This is a genomic window from Faecalibacterium sp. AF10-46 (assembly GCF_003604105.1).
Taxonomy (GTDB): Bacteria; Bacillota; Clostridia; order Oscillospirales; family Ruminococcaceae; genus Faecalibacterium; species Faecalibacterium taiwanense.
The window spans coordinates 335003-359027 of sequence record NZ_QVGY01000001.1 but is presented as its reverse complement, the minus strand read 5'-3'; the positions used below and the strand labels follow the sequence as shown (position 1 = coordinate 359027).

24 protein-coding genes are annotated in these 24025 nt (G+C 58.8%); 3 read left to right on the top strand and 21 right to left on the bottom strand.

What is annotated here, in order from left to right:
• Positions 1–104 precede the first annotated feature (104 nt).
• Together DWV57_RS01740 and DWV57_RS01735 are read right to left on the bottom strand one after the other, a co-directional pair.
• Positions 105–428, bottom strand: coding sequence for a hypothetical protein (locus DWV57_RS01740; protein ID WP_005940334.1), 324 nt, complete (start codon positions 426–428; stop codon positions 105–107).
• Positions 429–502: 74 nt separating this feature from the next.
• Positions 503–820 carry a YerC/YecD family TrpR-related protein gene (locus DWV57_RS01735; RefSeq protein ID WP_120019735.1) on the bottom strand — a complete coding sequence of 106 codons (318 nt, stop codon included), beginning with the start codon at positions 818–820 and terminating at the stop codon, positions 503–505.
• 707 nt (positions 821–1527) lie between these two features.
• Between DWV57_RS01735 and DWV57_RS01730 the strand changes: the two genes are divergently transcribed.
• Positions 1528–3255, top strand: coding sequence for a carbon starvation CstA family protein (locus DWV57_RS01730; RefSeq protein WP_118527872.1), 1728 nt, complete (start codon positions 1528–1530; stop codon positions 3253–3255).
• Between the two features lie 397 nt (positions 3256–3652).
• On the opposite strand, the gene DWV57_RS01725 is transcribed toward DWV57_RS01730, so the two are convergent.
• From DWV57_RS01725 to DWV57_RS01705, 5 genes are all read right to left on the bottom strand, one after another.
• Positions 3653–4345: an alpha/beta hydrolase gene (locus DWV57_RS01725; RefSeq protein ID WP_120019734.1), complete on the bottom strand. Its 693-nt coding sequence runs from the start codon at positions 4343–4345 to the stop codon at positions 3653–3655.
• 190 nt (positions 4346–4535) lie between these two features.
• The gene (gene tsf / locus DWV57_RS01720; protein WP_097774867.1) at positions 4536–5459 is read right to left on the bottom strand and encodes a translation elongation factor Ts; all 924 of its coding nucleotides are present in this window, start codon (positions 5457–5459) and stop codon (positions 4536–4538) included.
• 48 nt (positions 5460–5507) lie between these two features.
• Positions 5508–6230: a 30S ribosomal protein S2 gene (gene rpsB, locus DWV57_RS01715; protein ID WP_005940316.1), complete on the bottom strand. Its 723-nt coding sequence runs from the start codon at positions 6228–6230 to the stop codon at positions 5508–5510.
• 201 nt (positions 6231–6431) lie between these two features.
• The gene (locus tag DWV57_RS01710; protein ID WP_120019733.1) at positions 6432–8369 is read right to left on the bottom strand and encodes an LTA synthase family protein; all 1938 of its coding nucleotides are present in this window, start codon (positions 8367–8369) and stop codon (positions 6432–6434) included.
• A 135-nt stretch (positions 8370–8504) separates the two neighbouring features.
• Entirely contained in the window at positions 8505–8804 is a 300-nt protein-coding gene (locus DWV57_RS01705) for a YlmC/YmxH family sporulation protein (protein WP_097774865.1), read from the bottom strand.
• A gap of 130 nt (positions 8805–8934) precedes the next feature.
• On the opposite strand from DWV57_RS01705, the gene DWV57_RS01700 reads away from it, so the two are divergent.
• On the top strand, positions 8935–9549 hold the full coding sequence (locus DWV57_RS01700) for an HAD family phosphatase (protein ID WP_097777932.1): 615 nt from the start codon (positions 8935–8937) through the stop codon (positions 9547–9549).
• Positions 9550–9615: 66 nt separating this feature from the next.
• Here the strand turns inward: DWV57_RS01700 and DWV57_RS01695 are convergent, their stop codons facing one another.
• The 6 genes from DWV57_RS01695 to DWV57_RS01670 form a co-directional block, all read right to left on the bottom strand.
• Entirely contained in the window at positions 9616–9774 is a 159-nt protein-coding gene (locus DWV57_RS01695; protein ID WP_097777933.1) for a DUF1540 domain-containing protein, read from the bottom strand.
• 58 nt (positions 9775–9832) lie between these two features.
• Entirely contained in the window at positions 9833–10189 is a 357-nt protein-coding gene (locus tag DWV57_RS01690; protein ID WP_120019732.1) for a nitrous oxide-stimulated promoter family protein, read from the bottom strand.
• 329 nt (positions 10190–10518) lie between these two features.
• Complete coding sequence (locus DWV57_RS01685; RefSeq protein ID WP_005940293.1) at positions 10519–10935, bottom strand: flavodoxin; 417 nt, start codon at positions 10933–10935, stop codon at positions 10519–10521.
• Positions 10936–11087: 152 nt separating this feature from the next.
• A complete protein-coding gene (locus DWV57_RS01680) occupies positions 11088–11858 on the bottom strand; it encodes a heparan-alpha-glucosaminide N-acetyltransferase (protein ID WP_120019731.1) in 771 nt (256 codons plus the stop codon).
• A gap of 165 nt (positions 11859–12023) precedes the next feature.
• Positions 12024–12575, bottom strand: a complete 552-nt coding sequence (locus DWV57_RS01675; RefSeq protein ID WP_005926148.1) for an NADH peroxidase — start codon at positions 12573–12575, stop codon at positions 12024–12026.
• A gap of 287 nt (positions 12576–12862) precedes the next feature.
• Entirely contained in the window at positions 12863–14224 is a 1362-nt protein-coding gene (locus DWV57_RS01670; RefSeq protein WP_120019730.1) for a uracil-xanthine permease family protein, read from the bottom strand.
• Between the two features lie 394 nt (positions 14225–14618).
• Here DWV57_RS01670 and DWV57_RS01665 point away from each other — a divergent pair, with 394 nt between their 5' ends.
• A complete protein-coding gene (locus DWV57_RS01665) occupies positions 14619–15740 on the top strand; it encodes a cysteine desulfurase family protein (RefSeq protein ID WP_120019729.1) in 1122 nt (373 codons plus the stop codon).
• A 209-nt stretch (positions 15741–15949) separates the two neighbouring features.
• Here the strand turns inward: DWV57_RS01665 and DWV57_RS01660 are convergent, their stop codons facing one another.
• The 8 genes from DWV57_RS01660 to def are packed head-to-tail and all read right to left on the bottom strand — an operon-like array spanning position 15950 to position 24022.
• Positions 15950–16585 carry a thiamine diphosphokinase gene (locus tag DWV57_RS01660; protein ID WP_044953453.1) on the bottom strand — a complete coding sequence of 212 codons (636 nt, stop codon included), beginning with the start codon at positions 16583–16585 and terminating at the stop codon, positions 15950–15952.
• A gap of 18 nt (positions 16586–16603) precedes the next feature.
• The gene (gene rsgA, locus DWV57_RS01655) at positions 16604–17482 is read right to left on the bottom strand and encodes a ribosome small subunit-dependent GTPase A (RefSeq protein WP_097777939.1); all 879 of its coding nucleotides are present in this window, start codon (positions 17480–17482) and stop codon (positions 16604–16606) included.
• A gap of 11 nt (positions 17483–17493) precedes the next feature.
• On the bottom strand, positions 17494–19392 hold the full coding sequence (pknB, locus tag DWV57_RS01650) for a Stk1 family PASTA domain-containing Ser/Thr kinase (RefSeq protein ID WP_120019728.1): 1899 nt from the start codon (positions 19390–19392) through the stop codon (positions 17494–17496).
• Positions 19392–20132, bottom strand: coding sequence for a Stp1/IreP family PP2C-type Ser/Thr phosphatase (locus tag DWV57_RS01645; protein ID WP_120019727.1), 741 nt, complete (start codon positions 20130–20132; stop codon positions 19392–19394). The genes pknB and DWV57_RS01645 overlap by 1 nt, the downstream gene beginning before the upstream one ends.
• A gap of 19 nt (positions 20133–20151) precedes the next feature.
• Positions 20152–21192 (bottom strand): 23S rRNA (adenine(2503)-C(2))-methyltransferase RlmN, encoded by a 1041-nt coding sequence (gene rlmN / locus DWV57_RS01640; RefSeq protein ID WP_120019726.1) that lies wholly within the window; start codon positions 21190–21192, stop codon positions 20152–20154.
• Positions 21193–21231: 39 nt separating this feature from the next.
• A complete protein-coding gene (gene rsmB / locus DWV57_RS01635) occupies positions 21232–22566 on the bottom strand; it encodes a 16S rRNA (cytosine(967)-C(5))-methyltransferase RsmB (RefSeq protein WP_118527897.1) in 1335 nt (444 codons plus the stop codon).
• Complete coding sequence (gene fmt, locus DWV57_RS01630) at positions 22566–23486, bottom strand: methionyl-tRNA formyltransferase (RefSeq protein ID WP_120019725.1); 921 nt, start codon at positions 23484–23486, stop codon at positions 22566–22568. The genes rsmB and fmt overlap by 1 nt, the downstream gene beginning before the upstream one ends.
• Complete coding sequence (def, locus tag DWV57_RS01625; RefSeq protein ID WP_097777944.1) at positions 23486–24022, bottom strand: peptide deformylase; 537 nt, start codon at positions 24020–24022, stop codon at positions 23486–23488. Before def ends, fmt begins: the two co-directional genes overlap by 1 nt.
• Positions 24023–24025 lie beyond the last annotated feature (3 nt).

The window sequence follows — 24025 nt, the reverse complement described above, 5'->3', positions numbered from 1 at the left end:
AGAATCCCGTTATCAGCAATTCCAACAAATGGTTTTTACAAAAATTATGCATTCAAGCAGAGAAAAGGCCCGCCCGGCATCCGGACAGGCCTTTCAGCATCTTCTTACTTCGCTGCGGCATCCGCAGGCGGATAGTACAGGTTGTTGGAGACGAACTCCAGCTTATCCTTGAGCACCAGCTCCAGATTTGCCACGGCGTGCACCATGTTGGTGGCCGAATCGTTCACTTCCAGCAGCTTGCACAGGTCCAGACCGTCCAGTTTCATGGCGGCATCCATCTTCCGGCTTTCGGCACACAGGATGTGGCTCAGGGCATTTTCCTGCAGGGCGATGCTCTCCACAAGGTCAACGACCGCCTGCTCCAGCGTCACCTTGGGCAGGCAGGGGCAGGGGCAGCGGGTGGTATCGATACAGTTCTCAGCAGACATGATAAAACCTTCCTTTCGTTCATCCGGTCAGGGGCGGTGTACGCCCCATTCTATGTCTGCCGGGTACGCCGGTGTTACTCCTGCTTTTTAGGGTCCTGGGTGCCGCGCACCTTTTCAATGGTCTCGCGGTAGCCGCCGGAGCCGTACTGGATGCAGCGGTTGATGCGGCTGATGGTGGCCGTGCTGATCTCCACTGCCTTCACGATCTGATCGTAGGTTCTGCCGTCCAGCAGCATCTTTGCCGCTTCCAGCCGCTGTGCCATATCCGAGATCTCCTTTACAGTGCACAGGTCTTCAAAGAAGTTGTAGCACTCCTCCCGCGTTTCCAGACTGAGGATGGCATCAAACAGTGCATCGGTGGTCTGGTTTCTTCTGGAATTTTTATCTGCCATGAATGTTCTCCTTGCCGCCGCAGCGGCCTGTCCGGTTTTGGGAGCGTTCCCTCTTTTAAATGTTTCGGAAATGTTTCGGAACTGTTCCGGCTCTTTCCTGCATCATCACTTTAGCACATCAAAGTGTGAAAGTCAAGCCCTTGGCGTGAACTCTTTTCATCCGTTTGTGTGTATAGTTTTTTTCGTTTCACGCATGAACAAAAATCATCTAAAAATTCTTGCAGAACGCTTTCCTGAATTAGTGTATCCTCCGAACTTGTGCCAAAGATATTGACAATTTGTGAATCCCGCACTAAAATACGGACAATCATTCGGCAAATGCGATGAACAGGACATGATCCTTTGCAGCACCCTCTCCCAGAGAGCCGCCCATCTGATGCAAGGGCAGCAGTCAGGAGCAAAGCGTTCTCCCCTGCGAGCAGCCTGTGTGAACAAAGGCGCTGACCCCGCCTTCCAGTAATGCATGGCCGTTTTGCCCACGTTACGGGGCTGCGTATGTATGTACGCTGGGAGTGGCTGCCCTGTGCAGCAAACGAAGTGGTATCGCGGAGTATTCCATACACGATGTGCAGTGTATGTGAAGGCCTTCGTCTTCGATGGTTCGTCCCAAATGGAACGAACGCAGGAGGACGGGGCCTTTTTTTACACCCTGCCGCACCCATGCCGCTGACATTTGCCGGATGCCAAAAAGGAAAGAGGTAAGAACAATGAATACGCTGGTCATCGTATTGATCGCAGCCGTGTGTCTGTTTGGCGCTTATATGCTTTACGGCCGCTGGCTGGCAAACAAGTGGGGTATCGACCCCTCTGCCAAGACCCCGGCAGTCGTCCATGAGGACGGCCGGGACTACGTTCCCACCGACGGCTGGACCGTGTTTGCACACCAGTTCAGCTCCATTGCCGGTGCAGGCCCTGTTACCGGTGCGATCCAGGCCGCTGCTTTCGGCTGGCTGCCGGTGCTGCTGTGGGTGCTGCTGGGCGGCATCTTCTTCGGTGCTGTCACCGACTTCGGCGCTCTGTATGCTTCCGTCAAGAACGACGGCAAGAGCATGGGCATGCTGATCGAAAAGTACATCGGCAAGACCGGCCGCAAGCTGTTCCTGCTGTTCTGCTGGCTGTTCTGCGGCATCGTGATCGCCGCCTTTGCCGACATGGTGGCCGGCACCTTCAATGCCTACGGTGCTGACGGTGCTCTGGTGGAGGCTGCCCAGACCAACGGTGCTGCCGGCATGGTCTCCATCATGTTCATGGTGTTCGCCGTGATCTTTGGCCTGCTGCAGAAGAACCTGCACTTCACCGGCTGGAAAGAGAATGTGATCAGCATCGTATTCATCGTGCTGTCCTTTGTGGTGGGTGCAAACTTCCCCATCATTCTGGGCAAGGCTGCATGGAGCTACATCACCTTTGTGTACATCTTCTTTGCCGCTGTCCTGCCCATGTGGCTGCTGAAGCAGCCCCGTGACCACATGACCACCTTTATGTTCGTGGCCATGATCGTGGGCGCTGTTCTGGGCCTGATCGTCAACCATCCCGTCATGAACCTGCCGGTGTTCACCGGCTTTACCAACGCCAAGCTGGGCACCATGTTCCCCATCCTGTTCGTTACCGTTGCCTGCGGCGCTGTTTCCGGTTTCCACAGTCTGGTGTCTTCCGGCACTTCCTCCAAGACCGTTACCAATGAGAAGGATATGCTGAAGGTCGGCTATGGCGCCATGGTGCTGGAAAGCCTGCTGGCTGTCATCGCCCTGTGTGTTGCCGGTGCTTCTGCTGCTGCAGACGGCACCCCCGCAGACGGCACTCCGTTCCAGGTCTTCAGCCGCGGCGTTGCCAGCTTCTTCGTGGGCTTCGGCCTGGACCAGCACTTTGCCTCTGTGTTTATGACCATGTGCGTTTCCGCACTGGCCCTGACCAGTCTGGATGCTGTGGCCCGTATCGGCCGCATGAGCTTCCAGGAGCTGTTCAGCGTGGACGACATGGAGCATGCTGAGGGCTGGCGCAAGCTGCTGTGCAACGTGTACTTCTCCACCTTCCTGACTCTGGCTTTCGGCTTCCTGCTGACCAAGATCGGCTACGCCAACATCTGGCCCCTGTTCGGTTCTGCAAACCAGCTGCTGAGCGCTCTGGTTCTGGCCACCCTGTGCGTGTTCCTGAAGGTCACCGGCCGCAGCAACAAGATGATCTTCCCTCCGCTGATCATCATGCTGTGCGTCACCTTCACCGCTCTGGTGCAGCGCCTGATCGCCATGGTCAAGGCCATCAGCAATGCCGCTGCTGTCACCATCCCCGCTGGCGAGACCACTTGGGGTGCTGTGTTCATTGCAAACGGCCTGCAGCTGATCCTGGCCGTGCTGCTGATCGTTCTGGGCCTGAACATCGTGTTCCACTCCTTCAAGGCCTATAAAAACGCTGAGCACAACAGCGAGGCAAAGGTCTGAGTTTCAGATCCTGCTGAACTGAATCTGTAAATGCAAACTGCCGCTGACGGTTTTTATTCCGTCAGCGGCAGTTTTTGTTGCTGTAAGCTTCTATGATTTGAAATGGCCTCCGCGTGCGCTCTGGCCATAAGCAGAGGGAAATTTATTTGATATTGTGGTTTGGAAACGACTGCGGTCGTTTCCAAACCATCTTTTCACAGAAAGAGTCCCAAAGATAAAATGCATAGTCACCACAAAAAATGCAGTGTACGGTCACGACCTTTCCCGTGAAAAAGCAAACCAGCAAAGCCCGCAGGCTTTGCTGGTTTGCAAATATAAAAATAATACTTCCGCTGGAAATGGCCAGAGCGAAGCGGAGGCCATTCTAAATCCTCTGCCCAGTTGCAAAGCACAAGAATCAAAGATTTTCCTCTTCCCAACTCTGCAGCACGGCCAGCTGCAGCGGGGTGTGGAACCAGTGCTCCCCGCCCTCCATGATCGTCAGATGCGCCCCGCTTTCCTGACGGAAGCGCTCGATCATGGTGCGGCTGGTCAGGGCATCCCTGTCACCATACAGCACCTGCGTGCGACCATGCCAGTGCAGCGGATGTTCCCGCACCCAGCACAGATACGGCCATGAGAGGGTCTCACCAAGATCCGTGGGGATCTCCCCTGCCCGCTGCAGCTGTTCCTCGGTCACATGGGCATATTGCATCATATTCGTGATGAGAGCTTCCATATCCACCACCGGAGAGACCAGAAGGGCCTGCTCCGGCGCGTCTCCCTGCAGCGCCTGCATGGCAAGCCACGCGCCGATGCTCACGCCATACAGCCGGATATGCGCCCACACCGGCTTCATGCGGGCGTATACGGCTTCTATCTCCGGCACAGCCACCCACGGCAGAAGCCGCTCCGGGCTGTTTTTCCGTGCGCCATGCTCGGGCAGGTCGATAGCCAGCACCTGCCAGCCTGCTTCACAGGCTGTAGCGGCAAAACGTTCTGCTTCTTCCTTGCAGCCGTTCTTGCCATGGAGATAGAGGTAAACATTCCGGCTCCGGCTGCCGTACAGAATGGCAGGGATGCCCGCAAGAGTCATGATTTGTTTTTTCATAAGGGACTCTCCTTATCCGATCATGCTCTCCATTCGGAGAGACGTTTTGTTTACACTGCGCATTGCTTTTCGTCCTCCCTTCTTTCTGTTTTCTCTATGATAGCACATCCGCCCGGCAAACACAAACAAAAAGGAGCCGCAGCGCCCTGTTACGGGTACTGCAGCTCCCAATTCAACTTTGGAAGTTAAATTACTTCACCATGCTTGCAACTTCAGCAGCGAAGTCGTCAGCACGCTTCTCCAGGCCTTCGCCCTTCTGGAAGCGGGTGAACTTGACGATCTTGATGTCGCCGCCCAGATCCTTAGCGACCTTAGCGGTGTACTGAGCAACGGTCAGGTCGCCGTCCTTGACGAACTCCTGATCGACCAGGCAGTTCTCCTTGAAGAACTTCTTGATCTTGCCCTCGATCATCTTCTGCTTCACAGCCTCGGGCTTGTTAGCGGTCTTGGGATCGCCAGCCATCTGAGCCAGCATGATCTCCTTCTCCTTGGCCACGACCTCAGCGGGGACAGAAGCCTCATCGACATAGCCGGGGTTAGCAGCTGCGACCTGCATGGCGATGTCCTTGCCGTAGGTAACGAACTCGTCCTTAGCCTCGATGCCGTTGGTGGTCTCGAAGTTGACCAGAATGCCGTGGGTGCCGCCGCCGTGGACGTATGCAGAGCAAACGCCCTCGTAACGGACGAAACGGCGAACCTTGATGTTCTCCTTGATGACCAGGATCAGGTTCTTCAGAGCCTCGTCCACGGTCTCGCCGTTCTCGGTCTTGCAAGCCATCAGAGCCTCAACATCAGCAGGGTTCTGCTTCATGATGACCTGAGTAGCCTCCTTGACGAAAGCAACGAACTTGTCGTTCTTGGCAACGAAGTCGGTCTCAGCGTTGACCTCGATGACAACACCCACCTTGCACTGGGGGCAGTAGTCAGCGTAGACCATGCCCTCGGCAGCGGTACGGCTTGCCTTCTTGGCAGCGGTAGCCAGACCACGCTCACGCAGGATCTCGATTGCCTTCTCGAAGTTGCCGTCAGCCTCGGTCAGAGCCTTCTTGCACTCCATCATGCCGCAGTCGGTCTGCTTGCGCAGTTCCATAACGTCCTTTGCAGAAATAGCCATTTTCGTATTCTCCCTTACACGTTATTTTGTTGTTTGTGGGATGGGAAATCAGGCGTTTGCTGCATCCTCAGCGGGAGCGGCCTCCTGGTTGCCCTGCTTGCCTTCCAGCACAGCGTCAGCCATAGCGCCAGCGATCAGCTTGACAGCGCGGATCGCGTCGTCGTTGCCGGGGATCACGTAATCGATCTCGTCGGGGTTGCAGTTGGTATCAACGATAGCCACGATGGGGATGTTCAGCTTGCGGGCCTCAGCAACAGCGATGCGCTCCTTGTGAGGATCAACGATGAACATAGCCTTCGGCAGGGTCTTCATGTTCTTGACACCGCCCAGGTACTTGTCCAGCTTCTCCATCTCCAGCTCCAGCTTGGCAACTTCCTTCTTGGGCAGCAGCTCGAAGGTGCCGTTCTCCTTCATCTTAGCCAGCTGATCCATACGGTCGATGCGCTTGCGGATGGTGCGGAAGTTGGTCAGCATACCGCCCAGCCAGCGAGCATTGACATAGTGCATGCCGCAGCGCAGAGCCTCGTCACGGATGGACTCCTGAGCCTGCTTCTTGGTGCCGACGAACAGGATGTCGCCGCCCTCAGCTGCAACTTCCTTCACGTAGTTGTAAGCCTCGTCCAGCTTCTTCACGGTCTTCTGCAGATCGATGATATAGATGCCGTTGCGCTCGGTGAAGATGTACTTTGCCATCTTGGGGTTCCAGCGGCGGGTCTGGTGACCGAAGTGCACACCTGCTTCGAGAAGCTGCTTCATAGAAACGACTGCCATAGTAAAAATACCTCCAGATATTGTTTTGCCTCCGCACACCGTGATCCCGGGCCGTATCGGACGGTTCGGGACTGCCCTCCACCCATTTGGGCACAAAAGGGCATAGTGATGCGTGTGTAATGCCTTGTTATAATATCACAAACAAACGCCGGTTGCAAGAGTTTTTCTCTGTTTTTTACAAAGAAATCGTCTGTTTTTCGCTCATTTGCCTGTGTCCACGCCGCTCAGGCCCGCAAGGCCCATGCGCTGCAGGGCGTATCCCCTGCCGAACATCAGGTCGTACTGCAAAAGCCAGTGCTCTGCGCACCACCGCTGCTGGAACTCGGTAGGCTCCTGCGTGGTGGTGCCGTCCAGATTCATGGTGGTTCCGCGGGTATTGGTGCGGCTGGCCACACGCAGCTGACGGTTCAGGAACTGGAAGTAGAGCGGCTCTTCCAGACCGTAAATGTCCATCATCACCGGCGAGATATCGTAAGCGGCAATGGTGCCAAGGTCCACCTGCTGCTGGCTGTAGTTGGACCACATCAGCAGCGTGGTCTGGTGCAGGCGGGGGTCTGCGCTGGAATCGCTGGCATAGCCGGTAGTGGTGTAGACATCGTAATTGGAATCGATGGGGTTATAGTGGTCGCCCCAGAACACCAGAATGACCGGCTCGTCCACCTGCGAGAAGTATTCGGTCAGTTTGCCCAGCATGGCATCTGCATCCCGGATGCCGGTAGCAAAATCTTCCAGCGCACCCACGGTGCTGGGCTTGAGGCCCGCCGGGTGGGACAGCACCTTCACCCGCTCGTCGTCCGGGTAGTTGTCCTTGTTATAATTGGTATGGTTCTGCATGGTGACAGCGTGCAGGAAGATGGGCTTGTCCGAGCTGGACTTCATGCTCTCGTACTGCTGAATGATCTGGTCGGCCATGGAATCATCGGTGACAAGGCCGCTGGTCCAGTAGTGCTTGCGCACCTTGGTCACGCCATGCATATCCTCAAGGCTGATAAAATCGTCAAAGCCGAGGTTGGGGTAAGCCTTGTCGCGGCTCCAGTATTTTGCCCAGAAGCAGTGCACGGCTGCGGTCTGGTAGCCCTTGAGCTTGAGGTAATTGGGCATGGCGAACATGGGCTTGGTCACATGCTGCTGGTAGGGCTTGCTGCCGCTGGGCAGGAAGGATACCGAGTAGCCGGTAAGGGCTTCAAACTCCACATCGCAGGTGCCGCCGCCAAAGCTGGGGCTGTAGGCCCGGCCATAGGCGCTGGTCTGCTGCAAGGCGTGCAGGTTCTTGGAGACATCGGTATCAAAGGTGATGCCGTACTGTTCCAGCTCCGAGACATCCCAGTAGGACTCGTCCATCACATAGATGATGGTGGGCTGCTTCACCTGCTCGTCCTTGGGGGTCACGGCGCTGTAGCTGGTGGAGTACAGCGGGCTGGTGGCAAACTTCTGGCTCTCGTCTACATTGTCCAGCAGGGCATCCACCGCTTCCTGCGAGTATTCCTCGGGCTTCGAGATCTCCAGATTGGTGAGGTTGGTCATAAAGCCGGTGATCACGCCGTAGTAGCGGTAGTAGCGGTCCTGCATCCATGCATCCGGCGTAATGCCCAGCACCTGCGTGACAGCGGGCTGCAGGTACACGCCGAACACCAGCAGGCAGAGGGCCGCTGCGGTGGCGGCACTGCCCGCCAGCCGGGGCAGCCACCGCTGTTTGTGACGGCCGCGGTACAGGAAAAAGCTGCCCGCCGTCAGCACCAGCACCACGATGATGGCCACGACCATGCTGGGCTGGATCTTGAGGCCCGCAGCGGATGCCACACCGGCAGCCTCCGACACCTGTGTCAGATCCCATGGCAGGAACGGCTCGCCGCGCAGCTGCAGGGTGTAAAAGTTCACCGCGCAGGGCGCACAGCCCAGCACCGCCATGCCCAGCGTGGACAGCGGCGGGCAGCGGAACACCCAGTCCAGCAGCAGCCACACCAGAAACAGCAGCAGCCACGCCAGCAGATAAGCCCCGATGTGCGGGAAGATAAAACTTGCAAAAACGTCTGCGCTCAGGCTCCCGCGGGCGATCCCCTCGCCCAGCAGCAGCACGATCAGCGATGCCGCCAGCGGGAATACCATCCGCAGCGCCAAAAGCGGTTTGGGAGTTTTCATAATTCCTGTTCCTTTCCTCATCCGTGAAACCTCAGATCAAACGCAAAAGCACATTTCTTTACGCTTTTTGCACAAAGCTTCTGCGATTATTATAGTCACTTCCACAAAAAAGTCCACCCTGTTTTTGCAAAAAATTTACAAACCCAGCTTCACGCGCAGTTTTTGCCACCATTTGAGCTGTTCCGGCTGTGGCGGTGCTTCCGGCAGAGCCGTGTGCACCAGCACCGCATCCGTGCCAATGGTCTCGATCTCCTGCCATGGAATGGTCAGGCTATCGTCCCGGCCAAGCAATCCGAACAGCCTTGGCCGCCCCAGCAGGATCAGGCTCTGCAGCCGGGCGGTGGCAGGGTCAAAGGTCAGGTCGTCGGCCCGGCCAAGGCAGACCCCCTGCTCCAGCTGCACCACCTCTTTTTCACACAGTTCCCGGATGGTCAATGCCCTTCTCCCCTTTCTGCCACAGCTTATGCAGCTGCCGGGCACATCATGCAAAAAGCAGTGGAAACCGCATGGCAGATTGTGGTATACTGTGGGCAGAGCATTCCATGAGAAACAGAGGAAATTTTAAATGTATAAAAGCATCGTGTTTGATCTGGGCGGTGTCATGGTGGATTTTGCCCCCCGCGCCTATCTGGTAGACCGCATTTGCAATGAAGAGATCGAGGAGCAGGTGTACGACCTGACCTTTGGCAGCGAGGAGTGGAAGCAGCTGGATGCGGGGCTTGTCTCCCGCTTTGACGGCAATCAGGCCATGCTGCGCAACGCCAAGGCCGCCGGGCGCGAGTTTGAGGTGCAGGGCGTGCTGGACGACTGGCTGCACATCCTGCGCCCGCGCCGCCGGATGCAGGAGCTGGTGCGCCGCCTGAAGAACCATGGCTACAGCGTGTACTATCTCAGCAACATTCCGGAGGACGTGCTGGCCCTGCTCAAGGAGCGCGGCGTGCTGGACCGCTTTGACGGCGGCGTAGCCTCCTGCGAGGTGCACGTCAACAAGCCCGACCCCCGCATCTATCAGGCCCTGCTGGATCAATACGGCCTGAAGGCCAGCGAGTGCGTGTTCATCGACGACAATCTGGCCAATGTGCAGGCCGCATTCACGCTGGGCTTCGTGGGCATCCAGATGAAGGAAAGCGTGGGCACCCTGATCCGCAGCCTTGCCACCTGCAATGTGGCCCTGCGCTGACCTCCGTGACCCAAAACAGCTCCTGCCGGAAATGCTCTGGCAGGAGCTGTTTTGCTGCTTTAGGAATTACTTTTTCTCGTAGCTCTGGCAGTAGTGCGGGGTCTCCACCTGCTGCGTATCGCAGGTGCACTGCTCGGTCACTTTGATCTGGGGCAGGTCACACTTGCAGCCGCTCACATTGTGGCAGCACTCGCAGACATCACAGGTAACGCCGATGTTTTCCATATTTATCACCTCTCTGTCCACAGTATGGCCTGCGGGCAGGGTGTTTATTCTGGAAAACTCAGCCAGCCTTTTTCGCTTCGCGCTTAGACCGGAGTGTGACTGCTACATGCCGGATGGAAAGCACCGGGTGCACCGGCAGCATCCGCGGGCCTGCCCAGCGCATCACCGCGCGGATCTTCTCCCGCATTTCCGGCTTGTAGCAGTGCACTTTGCAGGCCGAACAGAAGGTCTTGGTCTCCATGAACGGGCATTTGTCAATGCGGGTCAGGGCGTAATCGTGCAGCTGCCGGCACTCCGGGCACAGGCTGCCTTTGGGTGTTTTGTGCTGCCTGCGGCAGTAAAGAGCGATCATCTCGCTCACCAGCATCTTTTCATCTTCGCGTTTCTGATCCAAGTTCTTCGGGATATCCTGCATGGGACGGGGCCTCCTGCTGCCTTATTTTTTTCTACGGCCCGACCGCATTGCAGCGCGGCGCACCGCACGGCGCAAAAATGCAAAGCCTACCGTAACACCAATTGCTGCAGCCACTGCCATATACACCGCTTTCTGAAACCAAAGCGGCAGGAGCGCAGACCTTTCCGTCTGCTGTCCCCTGCCGCAGTTTTGATGCATTCTGTACAGAGGCTGCTGCTTTTGCGTGAAAGTTAGCATTTACTAACTTTCAACTCTGCAAAAACACCGTTTTTCGGTGTTCTCATAGTTTATCGCACCCGTCTCTGTTTGTCAAGAGAAGCTTCTCCTGCTTACCATGCAGCCAGATCTGCACCCAGCTTGCGGCATGCAGCCTGAACATCATCGTCCGGGGCCTCGTTGCAGATTAGGCCCTCACCGTTCAGCACCTGTGCGCCGTCGCCCTGAGCACGCTCCACCCAGTCACGCATCCACTGGCCGTCGCCCCAGCCGTAGGAGCCGAACAGGGCGATCTTCTTGCCGTTCAGAGAACCCTCCAGATCAGAGAACATCGGCTCGAACTCGCTCTCCTCCAGCTGCTCCGCGCCCATTGCAGGGCAGCCAAAAGCCACTGCATCAAACTCAGCCAGCTTTGCGGCGTTCATCTCGCTGCAGGGCACGATGGTGCCGTTTGCGCCCTCTGCCACACAGTTTGCCATGGTCTCGGTGTTGCCGGTTGCGCTCCAGAATACGACTGCTACTTTGCTCATAAAGATCGTCCTCTCTCAAATCAATATTAGTTAGATATCTCTAACTTTATGTTCCATGAAAATGCGTCCAACCACGCAGACGCATTTCCATTTGGTTAGTATCTTCTAACCACCGATAGAATACCACAGCTTCCCTGTCCTGTCAAGCCTTTTCAGCGAAAAATCATCGCCCACACCGTCAGCACCGCGTAGATCACCGGCTGATGCAGCAGATACAGCACCAGCGAGTGCCGCCCCATCCAGCCCAGTGCCGGGCAGACCGAACGGCGCAGCGGTTCCATCCGCGCCCGGCCCACCACGCCGTGCAGAAAGTACCCTGCCCAGAACAAAAACAGCCACGGCAGCAGGGCAAAATAATCGGTGGAATAAAAATCGAAGGGCAGAAAGCCGAAAAACGCTGTAAAGTAATTCGCGTACCATGCATCCGGCAGCGCAAGGCGCAGCCCGCCGAAGCCGAGCCAACGCTCGTCCAGATGATAAGTCAGTGCAAACAGCACCGCCGAAACCGCCAGCCCTGCGGCGGGCGGGATCTTTTTCAGCAGCGGTTCCAGCAGGCCGGTAAGCAGCATGGCGCTGCCCAGAAAGGTCAGCACGCCGAACACTACCCGATCCTCCGGCATGAAGAGCAGCGTCACCGCCGTGACCAGCGCCCCGGCGGCAAACACCTGTGCGCCGCGTTTCAGGGTGTGATGTCCCAGCGGCACGCAGAAGCCGGACAGCAGGATGAACACCCAGCAGATGCTCTGCTGCCACAGCCGCCCCGGCCAGCCGATATACCAGTCCATCCAGATGCCGAACAGAAACATCAGGTCCCAGCAGGCGTGATACAGCATCATGCTGATCAGGTCCAGTCCGCGCAGTTCGTCCAGCAGGGCGTAACGGCTCGCCGGGGTCTTTTGCTGCACTCGTCGCTCGTTTTCCATTTCCCATATTCCCCTTTGCTGCGTTTCGCAATACGATATGACAATATTATAAACCGGCACTGCGGCACCTGTCAACCAGACATCTCAGGGGGTTGAAGGCAGCAAAAAACCGCTGCACAGCAGCAAAGCCATGCAGCGGTCAAATGGATAACCGGGGAGACCTTATCAGACTTCGGTGTTGAAGTAGCGCTTCAGCAGGCCCTCAAAGCCGCGGCCGTGACGGGCCTCGTCCTTTGCCATCTCGTGAACGGTGTCGTGGATGGCATCCAGATTCAGGGCCTTTGCCTTCTTGGCCAGATCCATCTTGCCTGCACATGCGCCGCACTCGGCCTCGGCACGCATCATCAGGTTCTTCTTGGTGCTGTCGGTGACAACTTCGCCCAGCAGCTCTGCAAAGCGGGATGCGTGGTCTGCTTCCTCGTAGGCATAGCGCTTGTAAGCCTCAGCGATCTCGGGGTAGCCCTCGCGCTCAGCCACACGAGCCATTGCCAGATACATGCCGACCTCGCTGCACTCACCCTCAAAGTTTGCGCGCAGGCCATCCACGATCTCCTGCGGCACGCCCTCGGCCTTGCCGATGCCCACAACATGCTCGGTGACATAGGTGTTGCCGGTCTTCTCCACAAAAGCGGAAGCAGGAGCCTTGCAGACGGGGCACTGTGCCGGGATCTCGCCTTCAGCAATATAACCACAAACGGTGCAAACGTACTTCTTCATAAGAATAGACCTCCATCATTCTTTTTATATCAGTTAGAAAACAGGCTGGGCGGTGTTGGTACTCACCGGCCCTTGTCATGGCTCTATTATAGCGAATGATTCTTAGTTAGTCAAGGATAATTTTAAGAATAATTCCTATTTATTTTGCCTTACAGATAAATTCCGGCAGGGTCACTAAAAACCATCATCAAAAACTGTGTGCTTTGCCCTGTGCACCTTAAAAACAGCAAAGCCGCCCTGCACACACAGGACGGCTTCTGCCTTGTTCTTCCTTCTTCTATGGGAGATCAGACCTGCAGGTTGCTGCTGGTAGCGGCTTCGGAGCCGTCAGCAGCATCAAACTCGTAGTCGTTGCCGGGCAGGATAGCGTTCAGCAGGATGCCTGCGATCGCGGCCACAGCCAGACCGGACAGGTTGATGGTGACGCCTGCAACGGCAAAGCTGACGCCGCCCACAGAGTTGAAGCCCAGTGCGCACACCAGAATGACAGCGGCCACGATCAGGTTGCGGCTGTTGGTAAAGTCCACGCGGTTCTCCACCACGTTGCGCACACCGATGGCGGAGATCATGCCATACAGCACAAAGCTGATGCCGCCGATGATGCCGGTGGGGATAGTGTTGATGACAGCCTCAAACTTGGGGCTGAAGCTCAGGATGATGGCCAGGACAGCCGCAATGCGGATGACCAGCGGATCGTAGATCTTGCTCAGGGCCAGCACGCCGGTGTTCTCGCCGTAGGTGGTGTTGGCCGGGCCGCCCAGCAGGCCGGCCATGGTGGTAGCCAGGCCGTCACCCAACAGGGTGCGGTTCAGGCCGGGGTCGTTGATATAGTTGTGGCCCACGGTTGCGCTGATGGCGGCGATATCGCCCACATGCTCCATCATGGTTGCCAGTGCAATGGGGATGATGGTGAACAGTGCGCTGATGAACTCCGGGCTGCCGTCGATGGCAAACAGGCCCATGGCCTCCTTGTGCAGAGGGATGCCCACCCATGCAGCCTCAGAAATGCGCTGGAAGTCCACCGCACCGGTCACCAGTGCCACTGCATAGGACACCAGCACACCGATGAGGATGGGCAGGATCTTGACCATGCCCTTGCCCCAGATGTTGCACACGATCACGACACCCAGTGCCACAAAGGCCAGCAGCCAGTTTGCCTGACAGTTGGAGATGGCGGAGGGAGCCAGGATCAGGCCGATGGAAATGATGATGGGGCCAGTGACCACCGGCGGGAAGAACCGCATGATGCGGCGGATGCCGAAGGTGGAGATCAGCAGGCTGGCCACCAGATACACCAGGCCGGAAAATGCGACGGCGGCGCAGGCGTAGGGCAGCATCTTGGTGTTGGCAATGGTCAGGTTGCCGTCTGCATCTGCCAGCATGGGGGCCACGATGGAGAAGCCGCCCAGATACGCAAAGGAGGAGCCGAGGAATGCAGGCACCTTCTTTTTGGTAATGAGGTGGAACAGCAGGGTGCCCAGACCTGCGCACAGCAGGGTGGTGGAAACGCTCAGGCCGGTGAGCAGCGGCACCAGCACCGTTGCGCCGAACATGGCAAACATGTGCTGCACGCCCAGAATGAACATGCGGCCTGCGCCCAGCTGGCGCGCGTCGTAAATGCCTTTGGAGTAATCGATCTTTTCACTCATGAAGTTTTTCTGCCTCCTACAGAACTCGCAGCCCCAAAAAAAGAGGCACCGCCGTCAGCAAAACGGCAATGCCCCTGAAATTTGGGAACAATGATCCCGCCCGGAAATGAGAAGTGCAATACAGCGCAGTCGATGATTCTTGTGCAGCATGGTGCGCTCCCCCTTTCATTCAGGCTCTTTCCAAACCGCCGCCAAAAGCCCCGCAAAAGGCCGCGGCGGGCAGTCCTTCAAGAGATTATAGCAGACTTTTGGCCGGTGTGCAACCATTTTGCACAATTCTCCTGTATTTCCAGCCCGGAAGTTTGCGCCGCTTCTCTTGCAATCCGGCCCAAAGCGCACTATAATATAGCCTACCATTGCAATCTGTATTATAAGAGAATTATCAGGAGAGTTTATGATCTATCTGGATTATTCCGCCAATACCCCGGTAGACGAAGCGGTTTTACAGCGCTTTTGCGAGGTGGAGCGCAATTGCCCGGGCAATGCCAATTCCCGCCACGCAGCAGGCACTGCCGCAAAGGCTGCCATCGATGCCGCCACCCAGAGCATTGCCCGCAGTCTGAATGTGCAGCCCGCCGAGATCATCTATACATCCGGTGCCAGCGAGGCCAACAACTTTGCCATCAAGAGCATCGCCCGGCTGGAGCGCCACCATGGCAGACACATCATTTCCACCCCGCTGGAGCATTCCTCGGTGAGCGGCAGCCTGACCGCCCTGCAGGAGCAGGGATACGAGATCGACCTTGTGGACATCCGGCAGGACGGCACGGTGGACCTTGCCCACCTGAAAGAACTGCTGCGCCCGGACACCATTCTGGTGGCCGTCACTGCCGTGGACAGTGAGCTGGGTGTGGTGCAGCCGGTGGCCGAGATCGCGGAAATGTTGAAGGCCTGCCCCCACTGCCACTTCCATGTGGATGCCACACAGGCCGTGGGCAAGCTGCCGGTCAGCTTTGCGGGCATCGACACCATGAGCCTGACCGCCCACAAGTTCTACGGGCTGAACGGCATCGGTGTGCTGGTCAAGCGGCGCGGCCTTGCGCTGGAGCCGCTCATCCATGGCGGCGAGAGCACCACCATCTACCGCAGCGGCACCCCCACCGTGGCGCTGGCCTGTTCGCTGGCGCTGGCGCTGGAAAAGGCAGTGAGCGAGCTGCCCGCCCGGGTGGAGCACATCCGCGCCCTGAACGCCCGCCTGCGCACCGGGCTTGCCCAATACCCCAAGGTGCGCATCAACAGCCCGGACACCGCCGTGCCGCAGATTTTAAACCTGAGCGTACAGAACGTGAAGGGCACCGTGTTCCAGCGGGAGCTGGATGCCCAGGGCGTATGCGTCTCGGTCAAATCGGCCTGCTCTTCGGACGGCCTGCCCTCCCGCGCCGTGTTTGCCGTGAGCCATGATCGGCGCAACGCGCTGTCCTCGTGGCGCATCAGCCTGAGCCACCTGACCACGGAACAGGAGATCACTGATTTTATGCAGGCGTTCGATGCCTGTTACAACGCCCTGACGCAATAAAAAGGAGTATTATGAAGCAAGATCCCCCCGCCGACCAGCAGCGAGGGGATCTTTTTTACTGTTTTTGAATGCCGAACAATCTGCGCAGAATGCCGCGCAGCGCCTTGGGGCTTCGGATCACAACTACCTGCATATGCTCCCCGCCTTTCCGTTTTCTGGCCCATCCTATGCAGGCAGGGGCCGGAACGTTCCGGCAAGGGCAGCAGCGCTCAGTCTGCGATGGTCTCCACCACCACCAGCGCACCGCTGCGGGTGGAGATGGTGATGCAGTCCGACCCGGCAGCGTACTCGTTGCTGACGCCCAGCGGGTAGCTGGCGGTCAGCTCCGCATCGGTCAGCTCATAGTAGGAGCCGCGCTCGCACACGCCCTGCGCCCTGCCCTCCATCGGGAAGGCCGAGAAGAAGAAGTACTTCTCCTTCGGGTAGCGGCGGGTCTCGCCGGGCATCACGTAGGTGATGCGGCTGCGCTCATCCAGCAGGGTGGTGCGCACACCGCGCTGTTCCAGCCCAAGGCCGGTGCACAGGTTTGCAAGGGTGTGTTCCACCCGTCTGCCGCCAAGGCCGCCCAGCAGCAGCACCTCGTCAAAGCCCTTTTCCGAGACCAGCTTTGCAGCATACTCGGTGTCGGTATCGTCCTTCACATGGGGCAGCACGATGATATCGTCGTCCTGCTGTTCCGGGCAGGGGGCGGTGTCAAAGTCACCCACGATGATGTTGGGTCTACGCCCCAGAGGTGCGCAGTTGCGGTAGCCTGCATCACAGGCAATGATAAAGTCGTCCGGCCGCAGGGCCTCTGCCAGCTCCGGAGAAACCGGGCAGGCCGAAATGATCACACAGCGTGACATGAATCTCTTCCTTATCCTTTATACTTTCGGGCGCTGCCAATCCTTCACGTCCTTGACTTCCTCGTACATGGCACAGTAGCTGTCGTACCGGGTCTGGGAGAGCCTGCCCTCGGCCAGTGCGGCGCGCACGGCACAGCCTTTTTCGCTGCGGTGGGAGCAGCCGGTGAACTGGCACTGGCCCAGATAAGGCCCGAACTCCGGGAACGCATGTTCCAGATTTTCCTTGGGGATGAACCCGGCGCGGTTCGCTTCCAGACTGGCAAAGCCCGGCGTATCCGCAATGCGCCCGCCAAAGGCTTCAAAGATCGTCACCTCACGGGTGGTGTGGCGGCCGCGGCCCAGCTTCTGGCTGATGGCACTGGTCTCGCGCTCTGCTTCCGGCAGCAGATGGTTCAAAAGGGTGGATTTTCCCACGCCGGAGTTGCCGCAGAACGCACACAGCCTGCCGCTGATCCACTGCTTCACCTCGTCCAGCCCGCCGCCGGTCTCGTAATCGATGCGGATGAACGGCAGGGTCGATCTTTCGTAGGCCTTACGCAGGAATTCCGCCTCGGCCAAGTCGCCCTTGGTGCACACGATCACCGGCTGCACGCCCTTGTCCACCGCAATGGCGGCAAGCTTATCCAGCACCAGCGTGCTGGGCGTGGGCTGGGTGGTGCTGGCCACAAGGAACAGCACATCCAGATTTGCCACCGGAGGCCGCACGAACACATTTTTGCGCGGTGCGATCTCGGCAATGACGGCTGCACCGTTCTCGGTCTCCAGCGTCACCTCATCGCCCGCCACCGGCGTGATCTTCTGCTTGCGGAAAATGCCGCGGGGCTTGCATTCCACAATGCCCTCCGGCGTTTTTACATAGTAAAAGCCGCCGATGCCCTTTGTGATATATCCCTTCATGCACGCCTCCGTCAGCTCAGCAGCGAGGACCACCAGTCGGTCAGCGGTTTCTGCGAAGAGTCGCCGCTGCCCGCTGTGCCCTGTTCGGTGCCGGTCTCGGTGCTGGAAGAAGAGGAGCTGCCGCCAAACAGGCCGCTCCACCAGTCGCCGCCGGTGGTGCTGTCGCTGGGTGCTTCCGGTTCCGGTGCAGGCTCCGGCCCTGCGCTTACCACAATGTTCACGCGGCCGTTCAGCTTTGTGGTAGAGCCTGCCGCCGGGTCCTGACTGATGACAGTGCCCACCGGCTGGTCGCTGTACTGCTCGGTCTGGCTGCCAAGGCCCAGATGGTTCTGCACCAGCAGGGTGCGGGCATCAGCGGTGCTCATGCCGGTCAGCGAGGGCACCTTGGTGGTGGTTGCCACCTGCGGGCGGCTGATATACATCACCACAGTGCTGCCTGCAGCCACCTGACTGCCCGCCGCCGGGTCGGTGCGGATCACCGCGCCGGATGCCACAGAGGTATCCACAGCCTGCGTTACCAGCACCGAGACACCCAGCTCCTTGAGCTGCTGCTCTGCATCGGCCTGCACATAGTTGGTCAGGTCCGGCACGGTAACGTACTGGGTGCCAAGGCTCACAGTCAGGGTCACATTCTGGCCCTCGCGCACCGTGCGGCCGGACACCGGCGACTGCTTATAGATATAGCCCGCCGCATAGTCACTGTTGTACTCCTGCTCCCAGGTAACGCTGATCTGGCCGGAGACCACCTGCTCGGTGGCAGCAGCCTCGTCCTGCGTCATGCCGATATAATCGCCCAGCGTGATATCGGCCTTGTTGTTCATCAGGTTGGAGGAATCGTTCAGGATCATCCAGCACAGCGCAAGGCACGCCAGCGCAAATGCAATGGTAATGCCGAACAGTGCCGGCAGGAAGATGGTGCGCTTTTTCTTGCGCGGTGCGGCCTTTTTGCCGCGGGGCGCAGGCTTTTCGGCCTGACGGTTTGCACGGTTCTGGTTCATGGTACGTTTCACCACCTTTTCGGGTGCATCTTCTGTAATATATTTGTACTCGAACATCACGGAGGGGTTGTGCACGTAGGCGTCCAGCGCATCCAGCATTTCGCGGGCGGATGCGTAGCGGTTCTGCGGCAGCTTTGCCATGGCCTTTTCGGTGATCTCCACCAGTGCATTCGGCACCTCCGGCGCGATCTCGTGCAAAGACTTCGGCTGATCGGAGATCTGCTTGATGGCAACTTCCACCATGTCGTCTGCATCAAAGGGCAGATGACCGCTGAGCATCTCGTACATCATCACGCCCACCGAGTAGATATCGCTGGTGCAGTCGGTCTCATCGCCCTTGGCCTGCTCCGGGCTGATATAGTGCACGCTGCCCATGGCCTTGCCGCTCAGCAGCTGGTTCTCGGCACGGGAGATGCGCGCAATGCCAAAATCCATCATGCGCAGCTGGCCGTTGTCCAAAAGCATGATGTTCTGGGGCTTGATGTCCCGGTGCACCACACCGTTGGCGTGGGCATGTTCCAGCGCCTTTAAGATCTGGGAGATGAAGTGCACGGTCTCCCGGTTGGTCAGCCTGCCGCCGCGCTGGTTAAGGTACTCGCGCAATGTCATGCCGTCCACATATTCCATCACGATATACTGCAGATCATCATTCACCGATACATCGTATACTTTTACGATGTTGGGGTGGTTCAGCAGCGAGATGGCCTTGGATTCATTTTTAAAGCGGCGCACAAGGTCCGGGTCGTGCATATACTCCTGCCGCAGCACCTTTACCGCCACCACGGTACCGGCAGGCACCGGGCCGTTGTGCCCCAGCATGACCGCCTTGTAGACGTTTGCCATGCCGCCGGAACCGATCAGCTCCCGCACCTCATACAGGCCGTCCAGCTTTTTGCCGATCAGGTTGTCCATCAGCGCACCTCCTCCACACGCAGCAGCAGCGCGGTGATGTTATCCGGGCCGCCGTTCTCGTTGGCCGTGCGGATCAGAAGGTCCGGCAGGTCGTAGAACCCGCCGGTGCGCAGCAGCTGTTCCAGCTGTTCTCTGGGCACGGCATTGGTCAGGCCGTCCGAGCACAGCAGCAGGATATCCCCTTTCTGCAGCGGTGCGGTGGTGAACTCCGGGTCCAGCCGGTAGTCCACGCCCAGCGCCTTGGTGATGATGTTTTTCTGAGGGTGGTGCTCGGCTTCCTCCACGGTAATGGTGCCGCAGTCCACCAGCTCCTGCACATAGGAGTGGTCGTGGGTGAGCTGGGCAAGCCTGCCGTCCCGGTACAGGTACGCCCGCGAGTCGCCTGCATGACACAGGAACACCTTGCCGCCGCGCACCAGTGCGCACACAGCCGTGGTGCCCATGCCCGCCAGCGATTCCTCACGCAGGGCCTTCTGGAACACAAAGCGGTTGGCGCTGAGCAGGCTCTTTTTCAAAAAGGTCTCCTCTTCGCCGGGCAGGCACTTGGAAGCATACTGCTCCTGAAAGCAGTGCTCGATCACATCGCACGCGCTCTGGCTGGCTTCCCTGCCGCCGCGTGCACCGCCCATGCCGTCGCATACCAGCAGCCATGCGGCATCGCCGGGCAGTTCTCCTGCGCGATAATCGTCCTGATTATCCTGCCGGACCCTGCCGACATCCGTTTTTCCTGCAAGTTTCATAGGCTTCTCCCTTTAATCTTTACGCTTTCCCGTTCATTTCGTCACGGCGCAGCTGGCCGCATGCGGCGCTGATCTCGCTGCCAAGGCGGCGGCGCACCGTAGCGTTCACGCCAAGGCTCTCCAGCTTCTGCTGGAAGCGGTGCACGTTGGCTGCATCGGTGGCCGAGTACGGGCTGCCGTCCACCGGGTTGATGGGGATCAGGTTCACATGGGCACCCATGCCCCGGATCAGGTTTGCCAGCTGTTTGGCGCAGGCATCGGAATCATTGACACCGCGCACCATGGAATATTCAAAGCTCACGCGGCGGCCGGTGGTGTCCTGATAGCGGCGCACGGCCTGCATCAGCACTTCCACGGGATAGGCATCGTTCACCGGCATCATGCCGCTGCGAATTTCATTGTTGGGTGCGTGCAGCGACACCGAGAGGGTCAGCTGCAGCTTTTTCTCGGCCAGCTGGTCGATCTTGGGCACCAGACCGCAGGTGGAAAGGCTGATGTTGCGCATCCCGATGTTCACGCCCTCGGGCGAGGTGATGTTCTCCAGAAACTTCATCACTTCGTCAAAATTATCCAGCGGTTCGCCAATACCCATGAGCACGATGTGGGAAATGCGCTCCCCGATATCCTTCTGGGCGGTATAGATCTCAGAGCAGATCTCGCCTGCTTCCAGATCGCGCACGCGGCCCGCCTGGGTGGACGCGCAGAAGCGGCAGCCCATGCGGCAGCCCACCTGCGTGGACACACACACCGTGTTGCCGTAGTGGTAGCGCATCACGACAGTCTCGATGCAGTTGCCGTCTGCCATGCGCAGCAGATATTTTACCGTGCCGTCCTTTGCTTCCTGCCTGCGCTCGATCTTGGGCGCGGCAATGTAGAAGCTTTCTTCCAGCTTTGCCAGCAGGGTCTTGGGCTGGTCGGTCATGGCAGAAAACTCGGTGACCAGCTTCTGGTGCACCCAGTGGAAGATCTGCTTTGCCCGGAAGCCCGGCTGACCCATCGCTTTCAGTTCAGCGGTCAGCTCTGCCAGCGTAAAGGAAGAGATACAGCGTTTTTGTTCCATTGTGTTCTCCTATTGTTTTTTACGAACAAGCCACCTGTTTCATTGCAGCTTTTCCCCGTTTTTCTGCATGGCACACAGGAAAAAACCGTCCATGCCGGTACGGGTGGGCACCGAAAGCGCGCCGTGCTCCCCTGCCGTCATCCCGGCGGGCAGCGCTGCGGCAGGCTCCACCACCGTAAACTCCGGGTGGCGGGCCAGAAATGCCGCGATCTGCTGCTGGTTTTCTGCCGGGTCAATGGTGCAGGTGGAGTACACCAGCCTGCCGCCCGCTTTCAGCAGCTGTGCCGCCGTATCGAGGATGGCCGACTGCGTGGCCAATAATTCAGCTTCGCGGGCCGGTTCCAGCTTTTTGTAGCGCAGATCCGGCTTTTTTGCCAGAATGCCAAGGCCGCTGCAGGGCACATCCGCTAAAATGCGGTCGGCCTGCGGCAGGGCCGGGTTCACCTTTGTGGCATCGTTGCACAGGGCTTCCACATTGGTCAGGCCCATGCGCTGCACTGCCGTGCGGATCAGGCCCACGCGGTTCTCGGCGGCATCGCAGCTGTAAAGCCTGCCGGTGCTGTGCATCTGCTCGGCCAGCAGGATGGTCTTGCCGCCGGGCGCGGCGCACAGGTCGATGACTGTTTCTCCGGGCTGTGCGTCCACGCAGAGCGCCGCCAGCTGGCTGGCCTGCCCTTCCACATGGAAGTACCCCTGCCGGAACAGCTCATTTTCCGCCGGGCTGCCCTCGAACCGGGCCAGCACACTGCCGGGCACAATGCCCCGCTTTGCTTCCTTTGCGCCGGAAGCCAGCAGCTTTGCACAAAGCTCATCGGCACTGCCTTTCAGCGGGTTCGCCCGCAGGCTGGTCATGCCGCCGTCGGCCTTGTAGGTAAGGATATCCAGTGCTTCGTCCGGGTAGTTTTTGTGCAGAAATTCCGCCACATCCCGCCCGGCAGAGCCAAGCACCATGAGCCGCTCCACTTCGTTTTTGAAGCTTGCGGTGCTCAGGTCGTAGCTGCACGCCTTGCGCAGTACGGCGTTGACCAGACCGGATGCGCTGGATTTTTTGAAGGCACGGGTCAGCTTGACGGCCTCGTTCACCGCAGCGGACACCGGCACCTGCATATAGCGGGCCTGCGCCAGCGCCGCGCGCAATATTTCGCGCACCGGTGCATCCAGCTTGGCAAGGCCCTTGGGCAGGAACTGGCACAGGATGTAGTCCAGCGTGCCCTGATGTTCCAGCACCGTGTAAAAGATGGCGCTGGCAAATGCTTTATCGCGGCCTTCCAGCTGCTGGCGCTTGAGTTCGGCATCCAGAACAAGGTTGGAAAAACCATCCTGCTCCTGCCGCACCAGCGCCGCCACTGCCGCCGCGCGGGGATTCGCCGCCATCAGAGGATATCCCCCGTTTTCAGGCGCTGACCGGCCGCAAAGGCGGTGCCGTCCATGGTCTTTTTGCCTTCCGGCACCACATTCAGCAGCTGGACGGCCCCCTCACCGCAAGCCACCGTGAGCGGCTTTGTGGCCAGCACGGTGCCGGGCGCTTCACCGTGAGCTTCCACGGCACGGCACTCCATCACCTTGAGCTTTTTGCCGCCGGAGGTGACGAACCATGCACCGGGCCACGGGTTCATGCCGCGCACCCAGTTGTGGATGTGGGCAGCCGATTCGGTCAGGCGGAACTCTGCCATCTCCTTGTTCAGCATAGGTGCAAGGCAGGCGTTCTCATGATCCTGCGGCTGGGGTTTCAGCGTTCCGGCGGCGATGGCGGACACCACCTCGCACAGCACACGGGCACCCACGGCAGTTACGCGGTCAAACAGCTGGCCGCTGGTCTCCTCCGGGTCAATGGCGATCTTCTCGCAGCAGAGCACATCGCCGGTGTCAAGGCCCTCGTCCATCTGCATGATGGAAACGCCGGTCTCGGCATCGCCGTTCAGCACGGCCCACTGCACCGGAGCGCTGCCGCGATACTTGGGCAGCAGGGAGACGTGCAGGTTGATGCAGCCATATTTCGGCGTTTCCAGCACCGACTTCGGCAGGATGCAGCCATAAGCCACCACCACGATCAGTTCCGGGGCCAGTGCGCGGATGTTCTCGTCCTCGCTGCCGTCCCGCAGGGTGCGGGGCTGGAACACCGGCGTGCCGTGGGCAAGGGCCACTTCCTTGACCGGGGGTGCGGTAAGCACCTGCTTGCGGCCAACCGGCTTGTCCCGCCGGGTGTACACCGCGCAGATGTCATGCCCGGCGGCATACAGGGCTTTGAGGCACTCTGCGGCAATATCCGGCGTGCCCATGAACAAAATGCGCATTACTTGTTTCCTTTCGCTTCGCGGGCAGCTTTTTTGCCCTCTTCGGTATCCTCATAGAAATACTCGCTGGACTGCATGATGGTAATGCCGTCCAGATGGTCGTTCTCGTGCTGGATGCAGCGGCCCAGCAGATCCTCGGCTTCCAGCTCGAACCACTCACCGTGGCGGTCCTGTGCGCGCACCTTGACCGCGGCGGGGCGGGTCACAGCGCCGTTGTGGCCCGGGAAGGACAGACAGCCCTCGTAGGCGGTCTCTTCTTCCTCGGATACGGCCAGGATCTCCGGGTTCACAAAGTCGATAAACTTGTACTCGTAATCCTCGGGGATCTCCTCGGGCGCGTCGGTGGTGTCCCACACCACGAACAGACGGCGCAGCATGCCCACCTGCGGGCCGGCCAGACCCACGCCGTCGGCGGCGATCATGGTCTCGTGCATGTCGTCCAGCAGGGTAGCCAGACGGTCATCAAAGGTGGTGACGGGGCGGCAGACCTTGTTCAGGATGGGATCGCCCTCTTTTACAATGTTACGGATTGCCATTTA

What these genes read in the sequence shown, in the direction of transcription:
- DWV57_RS01740 (WP_005940334.1), bottom strand. Translation starts at nt 428, where the DNA reads ATGTCTGCTGAGAACTGTATCGATACCACCCGCTGCCCCTGCCCCTGC.
- DWV57_RS01735 (WP_120019735.1), bottom strand. Translation starts at nt 820, where the DNA reads ATGGCAGATAAAAATTCCAGAAGAAACCAGACCACCGATGCACTGTTT.
- DWV57_RS01730 (WP_118527872.1), top strand. Translation starts at nt 1,528, where the DNA reads ATGAATACGCTGGTCATCGTATTGATCGCAGCCGTGTGTCTGTTTGGC.
- DWV57_RS01725 (WP_120019734.1), bottom strand. Translation starts at nt 4,345, where the DNA reads ATGAAAAAACAAATCATGACTCTTGCGGGCATCCCTGCCATTCTGTAC.
- tsf (WP_097774867.1), bottom strand. Translation starts at nt 5,459, where the DNA reads ATGGCTATTTCTGCAAAGGACGTTATGGAACTGCGCAAGCAGACCGAC.
- rpsB (WP_005940316.1), bottom strand. Translation starts at nt 6,230, where the DNA reads ATGGCAGTCGTTTCTATGAAGCAGCTTCTCGAAGCAGGTGTGCACTTC.
- DWV57_RS01710 (WP_120019733.1), bottom strand. Translation starts at nt 8,369, where the DNA reads ATGAAAACTCCCAAACCGCTTTTGGCGCTGCGGATGGTATTCCCGCTG.
- DWV57_RS01700 (WP_097777932.1), top strand. Translation starts at nt 8,935, where the DNA reads ATGTATAAAAGCATCGTGTTTGATCTGGGCGGTGTCATGGTGGATTTT.
- DWV57_RS01695 (WP_097777933.1), bottom strand. Translation starts at nt 9,774, where the DNA reads ATGGAAAACATCGGCGTTACCTGTGATGTCTGCGAGTGCTGCCACAAT.
- DWV57_RS01690 (WP_120019732.1), bottom strand. Translation starts at nt 10,189, where the DNA reads ATGCAGGATATCCCGAAGAACTTGGATCAGAAACGCGAAGATGAAAAG.
- DWV57_RS01685 (WP_005940293.1), bottom strand. Translation starts at nt 10,935, where the DNA reads ATGAGCAAAGTAGCAGTCGTATTCTGGAGCGCAACCGGCAACACCGAG.
- DWV57_RS01680 (WP_120019731.1), bottom strand. Translation starts at nt 11,858, where the DNA reads ATGGAAAACGAGCGACGAGTGCAGCAAAAGACCCCGGCGAGCCGTTAC.
- DWV57_RS01675 (WP_005926148.1), bottom strand. Translation starts at nt 12,575, where the DNA reads ATGAAGAAGTACGTTTGCACCGTTTGTGGTTATATTGCTGAAGGCGAG.
- DWV57_RS01670 (WP_120019730.1), bottom strand. Translation starts at nt 14,224, where the DNA reads ATGAGTGAAAAGATCGATTACTCCAAAGGCATTTACGACGCGCGCCAG.
- DWV57_RS01665 (WP_120019729.1), top strand. Translation starts at nt 14,619, where the DNA reads ATGATCTATCTGGATTATTCCGCCAATACCCCGGTAGACGAAGCGGTT.
- DWV57_RS01660 (WP_044953453.1), bottom strand. Translation starts at nt 16,585, where the DNA reads ATGTCACGCTGTGTGATCATTTCGGCCTGCCCGGTTTCTCCGGAGCTG.
- rsgA (WP_097777939.1), bottom strand. Translation starts at nt 17,482, where the DNA reads ATGAAGGGATATATCACAAAGGGCATCGGCGGCTTTTACTATGTAAAA.
- pknB (WP_120019728.1), bottom strand. Translation starts at nt 19,392, where the DNA reads ATGGACAACCTGATCGGCAAAAAGCTGGACGGCCTGTATGAGGTGCGG.
- DWV57_RS01645 (WP_120019727.1), bottom strand. Translation starts at nt 20,132, where the DNA reads ATGAAACTTGCAGGAAAAACGGATGTCGGCAGGGTCCGGCAGGATAAT.
- rlmN (WP_120019726.1), bottom strand. Translation starts at nt 21,192, where the DNA reads ATGGAACAAAAACGCTGTATCTCTTCCTTTACGCTGGCAGAGCTGACC.
- rsmB (WP_118527897.1), bottom strand. Translation starts at nt 22,566, where the DNA reads ATGGCGGCGAATCCCCGCGCGGCGGCAGTGGCGGCGCTGGTGCGGCAG.
- fmt (WP_120019725.1), bottom strand. Translation starts at nt 23,486, where the DNA reads ATGCGCATTTTGTTCATGGGCACGCCGGATATTGCCGCAGAGTGCCTC.
- def (WP_097777944.1), bottom strand. Translation starts at nt 24,022, where the DNA reads ATGGCAATCCGTAACATTGTAAAAGAGGGCGATCCCATCCTGAACAAG.